The 13,390-nt window shown below is 37.4% G+C and carries 9 protein-coding genes; 5 read left to right on the top strand and 4 right to left on the bottom strand.

Annotated features, from left to right (window positions below; all coding sequences use genetic code 11):
• Positions 1-96: 96 nt before the first annotated feature.
• Entirely contained in the window at positions 97-843 is a 747-nt protein-coding gene (locus ACJJVZ_RS02060; protein WP_405597682.1) for a peptidylprolyl isomerase, read from the bottom strand.
• Between the two features lie 238 nt (positions 844-1,081).
• Between ACJJVZ_RS02060 and ACJJVZ_RS02055 the strand changes: the two genes are divergently transcribed.
• Positions 1,082-1,252 carry a hypothetical protein gene (locus ACJJVZ_RS02055; RefSeq protein ID WP_167368296.1) on the top strand — a complete coding sequence of 57 codons (171 nt, stop codon included), beginning with the start codon at positions 1,082-1,084 and terminating at the stop codon, positions 1,250-1,252.
• A gap of 92 nt (positions 1,253-1,344) precedes the next feature.
• Positions 1,345-2,976, top strand: a complete 1,632-nt coding sequence (gene ushA, locus ACJJVZ_RS02050; RefSeq protein ID WP_405597681.1) for a bifunctional UDP-sugar hydrolase/5'-nucleotidase UshA — start codon at positions 1,345-1,347, stop codon at positions 2,974-2,976.
• A gap of 167 nt (positions 2,977-3,143) precedes the next feature.
• Here the strand turns inward: ushA and ACJJVZ_RS02045 are convergent, their stop codons facing one another.
• Complete coding sequence (locus tag ACJJVZ_RS02045) at positions 3,144-4,088, bottom strand: hypothetical protein (protein WP_077538750.1); 945 nt, start codon at positions 4,086-4,088, stop codon at positions 3,144-3,146.
• Positions 4,081-4,959 carry a hypothetical protein gene (locus ACJJVZ_RS02040; RefSeq protein WP_405597679.1) on the bottom strand — a complete coding sequence of 293 codons (879 nt, stop codon included), beginning with the start codon at positions 4,957-4,959 and terminating at the stop codon, positions 4,081-4,083. The genes ACJJVZ_RS02045 and ACJJVZ_RS02040 overlap by 8 nt, the downstream gene beginning before the upstream one ends.
• A 239-nt stretch (positions 4,960-5,198) precedes the next feature.
• On the opposite strand from ACJJVZ_RS02040, the gene ACJJVZ_RS02035 reads away from it, so the two are divergent.
• From ACJJVZ_RS02035 to ACJJVZ_RS02025, 3 genes are all read left to right on the top strand, one after another.
• Positions 5,199-6,065, top strand: a complete 867-nt coding sequence (locus tag ACJJVZ_RS02035) for a S1/P1 nuclease (protein WP_405597676.1) — start codon at positions 5,199-5,201, stop codon at positions 6,063-6,065.
• 33 nt (positions 6,066-6,098) lie between these two features.
• Positions 6,099-9,335: a TonB-dependent receptor gene (locus ACJJVZ_RS02030; protein ID WP_138585281.1), complete on the top strand. Its 3,237-nt coding sequence runs from the start codon at positions 6,099-6,101 to the stop codon at positions 9,333-9,335.
• Positions 9,336-9,670: 335 nt separating this feature from the next.
• The gene (locus ACJJVZ_RS02025; RefSeq protein WP_405597674.1) at positions 9,671-12,817 is read left to right on the top strand and encodes a carboxypeptidase regulatory-like domain-containing protein; all 3,147 of its coding nucleotides are present in this window, start codon (positions 9,671-9,673) and stop codon (positions 12,815-12,817) included.
• Between the two features lie 51 nt (positions 12,818-12,868).
• Here the strand turns inward: ACJJVZ_RS02025 and ACJJVZ_RS02020 are convergent, their stop codons facing one another.
• Positions 12,869-13,300: a MarR family winged helix-turn-helix transcriptional regulator gene (locus tag ACJJVZ_RS02020; protein ID WP_405597672.1), complete on the bottom strand. Its 432-nt coding sequence runs from the start codon at positions 13,298-13,300 to the stop codon at positions 12,869-12,871.
• Positions 13,301-13,390 lie beyond the last annotated feature (90 nt).

The raw sequence follows: 13,390 nt of genomic DNA, 5'->3' as shown, positions 1-13,390 counted from the left end.
ATCCTTTAGAGAGGGAGTGGTAGAAAATATTAGTAAGGATCCTCGTAAACATACAATACAAGTTTTATGAGCGACTTTAAAGTCGCTCATAAATATTTACTTAACCTGCTTTAACCTAGGTAATACAAGTAAGAAGGCACCTAAAATCCACGCCAGACTACCACTTGAACTGCTATTTGAAGACGATGTGTCTTTTTTAATTAAGGTATTTACTACAGCAGTTAAACCTTGTGATGAATCAGGATCATCATTTACGATTGATATACTTTCAATAGATACCAAATTGGCATTACTCATGGTTGCATCACTGCTTGAGCATTGCGCAGCAGTATAATTAACAACAGGCATTTCTTTACAATGAACCAGCGCAGCTATTTTATCAAGCGTCACTTGACTTGCCGCAGTAATTTGCCCAAACACTGTAAAACCACCATTTTGAGTATCTAGTTTTGGGCTACCTGCGCTGTTGTCAGCCATATTAAAAAACCACTGGCTTGTCGCACTATTTGCATTACCTGATTTCTTAGCCATCGCAATAGTGCCTTTAACATTTGAAAACACAGGCTCATTCACAACGGCTGGTTTAACGGTAATTGGGTCTAGTGAATCAGAAAAAGTAAATCCCCCCCCTTGAATTACAAAGTCATTTATTGAACGATGGATAACCGTTTGATTATACGAACCATCATTAATATAACTTAAAAAATTACTCACAGTTTTAGGGGTTTGCTTATCAAATAAATTGATTTCGATAACACCTTGGCTAGTTTTCATTTCTACAAGAGTTGCGGTACTTGTAAAACTAGCTGTAGCCAATAATGAGCCAATTAAAATTTTTTTCATGTTGTATTCCTGTTTTTATATTTATTTAGGAGAGTGCTTCATGGGCAGAATAATATCAGCCACTTTAAAAATCGATCTAAAAGCGATAATTAATACAAATCATACCGCATTGATAACAACTTAGTTACATTAATATTCTTTTTAGTTATACAAAACCACTAATATGTAACTAAATCATCTTTCCCAGTTCAGTACATTTGTTAATATCAATAAAAATAACAAACCATAGAAAATACCTATGTCTGATACAAACCACACAATTTGTGACTTCGGTTTACACAAAGGCCAAGCTTACACAAAATTACCTGCAAGCTTTTTAACATGGATGATAGCGGCTAAACATCACAAAGCAGAGATCGCGAGCAAAGAATTAAAACGAAGAGAGCGTGCTGCCACTAATTGTAATTAAACGAAAAAATAAATAACTACGTTTTTTTAGCATAAAACTAGTTTAAACTACCCACCTAATAAATTGAGTAGACCTTAATCCATAGGTGTTTTATGCGTATAATTATTTTTTTCACGTTTATTTTAAGTGTACTTGGCTGTACATCTTCAACTTTAGATCCTGTATCAAGTAATTCTTCTACTGAATATTTAACAATACTTCATACTAATGATAACCATGGTCGCTTTTGGCATAATGAGAAAGGTGAATATGGAATGGCGGCCCGTAAAACGCTTATCGACTCATTACGTAATGATGCACAAAAACAAGGCCATGCCGTATTACTGTTATCCGGCGGTGACATAAATACCGGCATACCTGAGTCTGACTTACAAAAAGCAGAGCCCGACTTTAAAGGAATGGCGTTAATTGGTTACGATGCAATGGCACTAGGTAATCACGAATTCGATAATCCTATCGCTATATTAAAACAGCAGCAAAAATGGGTTAATTTCCCCTTCCTATCTGCAAACATTTTTGAAAAATCGACTGGTGAACATGCGTTCGACAGTTATAAAATATTTAAAAAAAATGGATTAACCATCGCTGTGATTGGCCTCACAACAACAGACACAGCCAAAATAGGTAACCCGCAGTACATTGGGCATTTAGAATTTAAAGATCCAGTAGAAATAACAGCGGCCTTAGCAAAAAAAATTAAAGCGCAATACAATCCAGACATCACTATTGCACTTACCCATATGGGCCATTACATAGATGCTCAATTTGGTATTAATGCGCCTGGCGATGTAACGCTAGCTCGCTCATTACCTGCCAATACTCTTGATATGATAATAGGTGGGCACTCTCAAGAGCCTATTTGTATGGCAGGTAAAAATGTCAACGACGATCATTTTAAGCCAGGTCTTGCCTGTAAACCTGATCAACAAAATGGTACATACATAATGCAAGCCCATGAATGGGGGAAGTATGTTGGTAAAGCTGAGTTTAAACTTGAAAATGGTGAATTAACATTACTTGATTACAAACTTATGCCGGTTAATTTATATGTAGATAAAGTACAAGCTGATGGCTCTACCAAAGCAGTATTAGCAAACGAGTACATTAAACCAGACTCAAAACTTGAATCTTTTTTAGCGGTATATCAAGCTAAAGGCGCTAAACAAATTGAAGGTAAAATAGGCGATGTTGATGCTCGTTTAGAAGGCGACAGAAACAAAGTACGCTATCAACAAACTAACCTAGCACGGGTAATCATTCAGGCACAAATGAATACGGTAGGTGCTGATTTTGGATTAATAAGTGGTGGGGGTATTCGCAGCTCAATTGAAGCTGGGGAAGTAAGTTATAAAGACATTTTAAAAGTGCACCCTTTCAAAAACCGTATCACTTATATGGATTGGCAAGGCAGCGACTTATGGAATTATCTAAATGTAGTAACAGGCTTTCCGGCTGATTCTGGCGCTTATTTACAATATCATAAACTATCGTTTGAACGTAAAAATGGGCAACTAATTAAGGTCTCCATTAATGGGCAACCGTTGGACAAAAATAAAATTTATCGCATGAGTCTTAATAGTTACAATGCATCTGGCGGCGATGGATACCCAACGATTACTGAATTGCAAGGCTATGTAAGTACCGATGAAACCGATGCACAAGCACTTAAAAACTTTATTTCTCAAAATAGCCCTATAAAGGTAACTGAGTATTCACCAAAATAAAGGTATGAGTTGCTAAATAACCTGAGTTCAGGTTAAATGCCAAGCTGTTTAAGCAAAAAATCTTAGATTGGAAAATCACTCTCTCACGTTATTAAAATTTTACCGACGTTAGAGAGTGATTTTATGCGTTTAATAGCCCAAACACGTATACAGCTTGTTGGACTTGCTTACTTTCCTATAATTTCAATATGTCCCTTATCTATATTGACTAACCCATAACTATGTAATCGTGAACGTGAACCCTCACCATAGGCCTTTGGTGGATAATAAATATCTTTTTGATCAGGATAGTCATTCAGCACTTCATCAAGTGCAGCGCGAATTTCACTTAATGTTTTTTCAAGGCTACTATTAAAATTAGGCCGTTTTCTTACTGTATGCCCTAATTCAACTAACCGATGAAAATACTTATTTGCCAACTCAACAAGCTCATCTGGCACGTTTTTATTTTGATTAAGGACGCTATCACTATGGCGTTCGCAAAATTCAACAAGAGCCAAATAAAAACATAGAGGCTTATTAGCTAAGGACGTCTGCAAGTCAATGGCATAGGAACTAGAGAGTGTTTTACTGTTAAGGTCAATAATAAGTGAAAGCGGCGCGTGCTCGAAAGCGTCGTTGCTTAAATTTGGATGCTTTGTATTGTGACTACTTTGAACCAAAATCAATTTGAGCCACATACTCAAGCATATACTCAATACAAAAAGTATTGCAAATACAATAAAGTGGCGTACTGTTATCACTTTATTTTGCGTATTAAATATAAGTAGAACATGCCCATTATTAGCGCGTAAATAACTAACGCTCTCATCTAGCGCTAATTTAACCGTTGATTCACTCGCGGGGGTTATATTTTTAAGTGTTACATTGTTATTAGGTAGCAGACCATTTAACTTTTTAATGTAGTCGTCAATGGCTTCTTTATTACCCACATGTTTCAATAATTTATTAGATAAATCCAGAAGTGGTAAATCAAGTGCAACCTGCTTCTCTATTTCATTGATTCTTAGCTTAACTACATCTTGCTGCTTTTGCTTAGCGGAGATATAAAACACGCTGGAAAACATAGAAAATAAGATCAGGGTAAAAACCGGTATAGTCAATTTACTCATCATCCAACTCACCTTTAAAGCTGACGTTTTTAGTCTCGCAGTTCCAGTATGCCTCAACGTCTTGATAATAATGTAGCGCCTGATCTTTAGACATTGCCAATAAGTGTGTTTGAACACTACACAAGAGATCAGTATTTTGTTGCTGCATTTTTAAATACCAACGTGTTCCAGAGACATTATTACTTAACGGCGTAATATAGTTTTTTGAAAAACGCTGTGCGTCACTTTCTTTCCAAAACGAAGCAATAATGTCTACTTGCCCATTAGCCAGTAAATCGCGGAGCTCGTTGTGCGAACGAGCATACGTAACATCTAAATTAGCTAAGTTAATATCTAACTCTTTAAATGTTTGTTTCGGTAAAATATGCCCAGATCGACTTGTAGGGTAATCGAGCAAACCAACTCGCTTATCTAAAAAATACTCTTTTGTTAGACGCGGTTTCTCCCTCGATGAAATAAAAAATGCCGTGTAATCAGCAAACCCAACAACAGGCTGATAGTTATAAGTAGATTCAGCCTTAAACGCGGCCATTATATTATTCTTAGCTAAAATTAAATCTGCAATTCCCTTTCCTACAAACTCAAAACTATCTGCGGTTCTGTAACCCCAGTAACCTATTACTGAGCCATATTGTTTAGCCACAACGTTATCAGAACACAGGTTTTGTGTTAACGATTTTGCTATTTTTTTTGATTGTGTAAAAACTATCAGTTGACCATTATTACTCGTTGCCGTTGTTTGGCATTCGGTTGAGGTTTCAATCATTACCGGAAAATGTAAGTCATCGTTGTCAACAATAAATTGACCGCATATCCATGTAATAACCAGAAATAGAAACAAAAATGTAACAATTGAAGTTCTTTGCAACATGACTTTTTTAAAATTCAACGAAGTGTTACTCAAAATTAAGTTGTATAACGCATTTGAACAACTTTACTTACTTATTACAACAAGTAATTTTACTCATCAAATATAAGGCATTGAATTTAAAAGATTATGAATGAGAAATTATGAATTTTATTGAGTCCTTCCTATTAGCGCTAAAAATGAGGACAATTGACCGCATTAACTTGTAGCAACGACATGAAGCATTCATTTAGGAAGTTCTAATGCATAACAATTTAAAATACTCGATATCTTCTGCACTGTTAATTAGTGCAATTTTCACAAGCACTGATTCGTATGCTTGGGGCCAAAATGGTCATCGTATTATAGGAAAACTTGCAGAGTCTCACATAAGCGAAACAACTAAAGCTGCCATACTTCCTTATCTTGATGGTGAATCGTTAGCACAAATATCTACATGGCCTGATGAAATGCGCTCTGCCCCTGGCGAGTTTTGGCAAAAAAAATCTTCTCGCTGGCATTATATTAACGCAGCACCAAATAAAGCATTGAGCCTAAACCATGCACATACGCATGCTAAAGAGTCTGTTAGTAATATTCTTGAAGGCATTCATTATTCAATGCAAACATTGACTGATGCGAAGAGCTCACTTGATGCAAAGCAATTTAGTTTACGTTTTTTAGTGCACTTGGTCGGTGATAGTCATCAACCATTTCATGCTGGCAGAAGCGAAGACCGAGGCGGTAACAAAATTAAAGTTTCTTTTTTTAGAGAAGAAACAAACCTTCATAGTCTTTGGGATACAAAGTTAATCGAAAATCAAAACCTGTCGTATACCGAGTTTGCACAATTTATAGATACCAACAATAGTGAATTAATTGCTGACTATTTACAAAGTTCGCCAACAACTTGGCTTGAAGAATCACGTAATTTAGCAAATAAAATCTACAAATCAACGAACGAAGAAATTGGCTACAGCTACATATACAACAACACGCCGATAGTAAAAACGCGTTTACAACAAGCTGGAATTCGCTTAGCTGGATTACTCAATACTCTATTTGATCCGTCAGCCAAAGAGTTAGAAACAGCACTTAAAATGAATACTGATCAACAAACTGCAAATTAAACTTAAATAATCTACACACGGGAAATCAATATTATGACTAAGCTTCGCCTTTCGAAATTAACTGGAGCCGTAATTTTAGCTCTAGGTGTTTCTACAAGCGCAATGGCTGCTGACACTTCATCTGCAATGCGTGGTAAAATTACAACGCCTTCAGGTGGCAGTGCTGCAAACGTTAAAATTAAAGTTGTTCACCAACCAACTGGCACAATCAGCGAGTTAACAACCAATGAAAATGGTACATTTATCGCAAATGGTTTACGTGTAGGTGGTCCATATACGGTAATCATCGATTCTGACACATTCAATGATACTACAGTTGAAAATATCTTCTTAAACCTTGGTGAAACATACCGTTTAAGTTCACAACTGGCGCCATTAAATATTGAAAAGATTGAAGTGTCTGGTTATAAAATCGTTCAGCAATCTGGCGGTTCTAGCAGTACTTTTGGTGCTGATACAATCGAGAATATGCCAAGTTTTAACCGTGATATTAAAGATATTGCGCGTTTGAACCCATTAGCAAGCATCAACGGTAACGGTGAACTAACGTTTGCTGGTAGTAACCCACGTACAAACGGTTTAACCGTTGATGGTATTGGTCAAAATGATGACTTTGGTTTGAATTTTGGCGGTTACCCAACATCTCAGCCTCCTGTAGCACTTGATGCAATTGAACAAGTATCTGTCGATGTATCGCCATTTTCTGCATCTAAAGGTAACTTTGGTGGCGGTACTATTAACGCTGTAACAAAAAGTGGTACTAACGAATTTAAGTTTTCAGGCTTTTACGAAATTTCAACACCAGAACTAGCTGGTGATGTAAAAAACATTCGTGAAGAAGATGTAGATAAAGCTACAAACCTTAAGCAGTTTTCATTTACTAAAGTAGAGCCTATTCAAACTGAAAAGCGATACGGCTTTAATGTAGGTGGTGCTTTAATTGAAGACGAACTATTTTACTTCGTAAATTATGCAAAATGGTCAAGTGAACTAGATTTAGACTACGGTTTTGAAAACTCTGGTGCCGCTAACGAATTCAAAACCAGTGAAGCAAACTATAATCGTTTTATCTCTATTCTAAATGATACATACGGTTTAACCGATTCATTAGCAGGTGCACCTGAAGATACAAACGAAAGCCTGCTTGTAAAACTAAGCTGGAATGCGAGTGATAATCACCGTTTAGATTTTACATACCAATGGCAAGACGACCAAGACCAGAAAAACACAAGCACTGGCGGTAAGTCTGTTGTCATGGTTTCAAATACTTATGATTACGTAACTAAATTTAATAACTTTGCAACTAAGCTATACTCTGATTGGAATGATGATTTTTCAACAGAAATTGGCATTGCATACAAACATGTTACCTCTAATAGCGCAACACGTTCAGATATCGGCAGCGTTAAGGTATACGAAGAAGAAAAATTTGGTCGCGGCACAGGTGCTTTATACACGTTTGGTACAGATTACACTCGCCACGGCAACCGTTCTGAAACCAAAAATCTTACACTAACATTTGATGCAACTTATCTTATGGATGAGCACGAAATCAACTTTGGTGCACAGTACGAATCACTTAATTTATACAACTTATTCGCACCGAACTCTTTAGGTTCATGGCAGTTTAAGAGCTTTGATGACTTTGAGAACCGCCTTGTTGGCTTTGATACACAAGCTAGAAATAAAGATGTTAATGGTAACCAGCCATACGATTTCTCATACAGTAATGCTTATACAAATAATTCTGCAGACACAGCTTACGATGTTACCCGCAGCCAATTAGCGCTATACATTGAAGATACTTTTTATGTAGGTGATGACTTAGAAGTTACTGCGGGTGTTCGTTATGAGCGTTTAGCGTCAGATGATAAACCTAAATTAAATAAAAACTTCCAAAGTACACATGGTTTCAGCAACCAAGAAAACCTAGACGGTCTTGATATTATACTGCCACGTGTTGGTTTTAAATATTATGCAACTGAAGCACTTACAATTAGCGGTGGTATCGGTCGTTTCCAAGGTGGTATTCCTAATGTTTGGTATAACAACTCGTACCAAAGCGATGGTATTACTTTTGTTAATGCACCAAGCGAAGCAATTAACGAGTACTACACTAATAATAAAGCTGATATTACACAAGTTCCTGATGCAATTAAAAACTCATTAGAGCAAGGTGCGGGTAGCGTAGCTTATATCGATCCTGACTTTAAACTACCTTCAAGTATCCGTACTCAAGTTGGCTTTGAATATGAATTCGATTCAGAACTTTTAGGTGATGGCTTTAAATGGCAAGCTGAAATTGCTTATCATAAAAAAGAAAATGAAGCCGTATGGCACAATACTTCGATAAGACCTGTAGGCGTTGCTGCCGATGGTGTACGTGTAATTAATGAAAGTATTTATAGTGGCTCTTCACGAAACAATGTAGATACCGAAATGACTAATTCGTCAGATGATGGTCGCTCAATCATCATTTCAACAGGTATTGCTAAAGAATGGGAAAATGGCTTATTTACATCTGTAAGCTATGCACACCAAGATGTAACAGAAGCCGCTGTTGGTTCTGCATCGCAAGCTGAAGGTAACTATAAACACAATACGACTGTAAACCGCAACCAAGATATTGCAGCGCGTGGCTTTTATGAAGTTGAGCATAGCTTTAAAATTAACTTAGGTTATAGCGCTGAATTTTTCGCAGGTTATGCTACTAAGTTTAATGTTTACTTTGAACGTCGCTCTGGTCGTCCATTTAGCTACACTATGAACATGTACAAAGATAGTCATTTAGGTGACACTGAATCTTTATACTCTAATGCGGCCTATTTACCTTACATCCCAACTGGCGCAGATGATCCTAATGTAAATTGGGATAAATCTAAAATGAAGTGGTCTGAACTAGAGACGATATTAAACGAAGCTGGTATTAGCGAACGTGGACACATTTTAGCTAAAAATACCGCAACCCAACCTTGGGTTACTACAATGGACATCAGCATCAAACAAGAAATACCTGGTTTTGCTGATGGACACCGTGGTGAAGTTTACTTCATGATTGATAACTTCGCTAACCTATTAAATAGTGACTGGGGAGTCGAAAAACGCTTACGCTATTCAACTCAAACAGTTTACGATTTTGGTGGGCTTGATGACCAAGGTAGGTACTTAATTGATAGTAGCTACAATGGCACAGACGTAAGAAACTATAGCGAAATAGCAACGTCTTCGTCTGCTTGGCAGGCTAAAATTGGCGTAAGCTATAAGTTTTAAGCTGTAACTTTAGGCACATAATAAGCCTTAACTAAGTTATATTAACAACCCACTACAACTTTGTAGTGGGTTTTTTATACCTCAAATTTTCATTTCATATATTTGTCATAAAACCCGCGTAGTATATTTTTTTGCTAAATGTTATCGCACAAAAGCTGTAAATAGTTATAAGCATAACCGCTTATTAAAAAAATATTACAGTTGTATTTTATTTGTAACGAACAAATGAAGTACAATAGACAAGATGTTTAGTAAATTTAGCGCTTCGCTTTGTTCGCTAAAGCATCAAATATAAAAATATAAAAATTTAATTACTAACTACACGGGAAAATTAAATGAAAACTCAACTTCGCAAAACAGCTCTTTCACTTGCCATTGCGGCATGTGTTGGTGTAAGTGGTGCTGCAATTGCTAACGAAACAACCTCTGCAATTAAAGGTCAGATCACAGGTCCTAATGGTAATCCAGCAGCAGGAACAAAAGTAACAATTTTACATGTGCCTTCTGGATCAGTAAAAACAACGGAAGCAAATGATGCGGGTTATTTTACAGCTAAAGGCCTTCGTGTTGGTGGCCCTTATAAAGTCGTTGTAGATTCAGATGTATACGCAGACCAAGAGTTTAATAACATCATATTAAACATTGGTAACGATTACCCAGTAAACGTTTCTCTTGAGTCACAATCAAGTATGGAACAAATTGTCGTTACGGGTGCTCCAATTAGCTCTATGTCTGGTGGAACTGGTCCTGCGTCTACATTTACGCTAACGGATCTTGAAAACCAACCAGCTATCAACCGTGATTTAAAAGACATCATCCGTATTGACCCACGTATCACAATTGATGATAGCCGTGGTTCAATCAACTGTGGTGGTGGTAACCCACGTTACAACAGCTTAACGCTTGACGGGGTTCGCATGAACGATAACTTCGGTTTAAGCTCAAACGGTTACCCTACTATCCGTGCCCCTTTCTCTTTCGACTCTATTGAACAAGTTTCAGCTGAGCTAGCCCCTTTTGACGTTCAATACGGTGGCTTTACATCGTGTAACATCAACGCTGTAACTAAATCTGGTGGCAACGACGTTCACGGTGGTGTTTTCTTCGATTACACAAATGATTCAATGAAAGGCGACGAAATTGAAGGTGATGAAGTTGATAACGGTAACTACACTGAAAAACGTTACGGCTTTAACGTAGGTCTTCCACTAATTGAAGATAAACTATTTTTATTCACTTCTTACGAGAAACTTGAAGGTGTTCGTCAGTTTAACTACGACGGTTTAAACACTGGCAGCGTAACAGCTGAAGATATTACGCGCATCACTAACATCGCTCAATCTGTATATGGTTACGATGTTGGCGGTATGCCATCTAGCATGCCTGTTGAAGATGAAAAAATCTTAGTAAAACTAGATTGGAACATCAACGAAGATCACCGTGCAAACTTAATTTATAACTACAACGACGGTAATACAATTTCTCAGTCTGATACTGGTTCTAGCCGTGTTTCTTTATCAAACCACTTCTATGATCAAAGTGCTGAGTTTACGTCGATTATTGGTTCTGTATATTCTGATTGGTCAGACGATTTTTCTACTGAAGTTCGTTTAGGTAAATCAGAGCTAGATGCCACTGTTCAGTCATTAGATGCTGCAAGTAGTTTTGGTGAAATGCAAATTCGTACTGATAATGGCGGCACTGTATTCATTGGCCCAGATGATTCTCGTCAATCAAACGATTTAGACTACGACACAACTACATTTAAAGTGGCTGGTACTTACTACTTAGACCAACACACTATTACTGCTGGCTATGAATATGAAAATCTAAGCGTTTTCAACTTGTTTGTGCAGCACACTGAAGGTGAATACCGTTTTGGTTCAATCGATGAGTTTGAAGCAGGTATAGCCGACCGTATCTACTACAACAACTCAGCTGGAACAAACGATCCAACTGATTCGGGTGCTAGTTTTGAGTATGCTCAACACACGTTTTATGTACAAGATGAATACGCATTTACTGACTTAGATGCAACAATTCAGTTTGGTTTACGATATGACAAATACACAAGCGATGACGTTCCTAACTTTAACCAAAACTTCACTAGCCGTTATGGTTATAGCAACCAGTCTACATTTGATGGTATTGACTTACTGCAACCACGTGTTGGTTTCCAATGGTATGCAACTGACGAACTTGAAGTACGTGCTGGCCTAGGCTTGTTCTCTGGTGGTAACCCGAACGTATGGCTGTCTAACTCATACTCAAATGACGGTATTACTCAAATCGCTACAAGAGAACGTCAATTAAGTAATTATGATTCTGATTCAAGAACTATTGACTTATTTAACACTCCTAACGTGAATGGTGGAACTCCTGGCTTTGAAGTTCCACAAGAACTTTATGATATTATTGGTGCTACAGAAATAGGTTCTGGTGATGGTACAGTTAATGCTGTAGACCCAGATTTCGAAATTCCTTCAGAGTGGAAATACTCACTTGGTGCTACATACACAACTGAAGACGAATATGTAATTTCTGTTGACTACTTATACTCTAAGAAGAAAGATGCTGCTGTAATGCGTGACATTTCACTTCAAGATAGCGCTGAAACTACGTTTGATGGTCGCCCTATTTATGAAAGAATCGATGGTCGCGGTGGTGATTTACTTCTTACTAACGTAAGTGGTAACAGTGGTGATTCTTCAGTTATTTCTGCTGCAATCAGCAAAATGTACGACAACGGCATTAATTTTAGCTTTGGTTATGCATACACAGACGCAGACGATGTAAACCCAATGACTAGCTCTACAGCCGGTTCTAACTACGGTAACATCGCGCTTTCTAACCCAGGTAACCCTGGTGTTGCATCTTCAGATTATGAAATTCCGCATCGTTTTACTATGACGCTTGGTTACAAGCATGAGTTTGTAGACGGCTTTGAAACACGCTTTAACCTTTACGGTGAAGCATATAAAGGCTTACCTTACAGCTTTACGTTTGACGAAAGCGATCGTGTTTGGGGTGATGAAAGCTGGAATGGTAGCCGTCAATTACTTTACGTTCCACTTGAAAACGATCCAAACGTTGTTTACAACATGTCGGCTGATGAAATCAATGAATTCAATGACTTTATTGCTTCTGAAGGACTTAAACGCGGTGAAATCGCTAGTCGCAACCAACAGAATTCAGATTGGTTTGTTAAGTTTAACTTTAAGATTACACAAGAACTACCAGGCTTTATGGAAGGTCACAAAGGTGAAGCATTCTTTGTAATCGACAACCTTACAAACATGTTAAATGATGACTGGGGCGTACTTAAGAAAGGTCCTTTCGTAGGCGCTAGCATGATCAAAACATCACTAGATGATCAAGGTCGTTACGTTTACTCAGGCTTTAACGGTAATAACGCAAATACGTCAGTGCAAACTGGTGCGTCATTATGGGAAATGCGTGTAGGTGTACGTTACACTTTCTAATTTAATAATTTAAATTAGTTACTATTAAAAAAGCCCACTTTGTGGGCTTTTTTATTCTTTTAATGTGTTATTCAACTTATCAAAAACGCTCATCAATACTGCATATTCCTCTCTACTTAATGAATTTAATAATTGCTTTTCCCACGCAAGCGCATCGGGTGCTATTTGTTGATATATTTCTTGCCCTGCTTCACTGAGCATAAGTAGTACCGCCCGCTTGTCACTCTCATTCAATTGACTGCGAATTAAGCCTTTATCTATCAATACTTTTGTCGCACGCGATAACGTCGATTTATCCATATTTGCTTGAAGGCATAAATCCTTTGCGTTGCTTTGCCCATACTGCGCTAAATTAGCAAGTATTCGCCACTGAGGAATAGTTAAACCGTATTTAGTTTGATAAACCTCGGCAAAGTCGTTACTGACACGCGTTGCGATATTGGTTAATTGATAAGGTAAAAACGTTGCTAAATCTATTTGCATTTCAGGTATTCCAGCTCTGTAAAGCTTACTTATCTGTTCATTTTTATTTACACAGATGCATGTTAGCACATTTGATATTAGTCTCACTTG

Source organism: Pseudoalteromonas sp. Ld19 (assembly GCF_045064135.1).
In the GTDB taxonomy this organism is placed as follows: Bacteria; Pseudomonadota; Gammaproteobacteria; order Enterobacterales; family Alteromonadaceae; genus Pseudoalteromonas; species Pseudoalteromonas aliena.
Note: the sequence above shows the minus strand (reverse complement) of the source record. Positions and strands in the feature narration are given on the sequence as shown.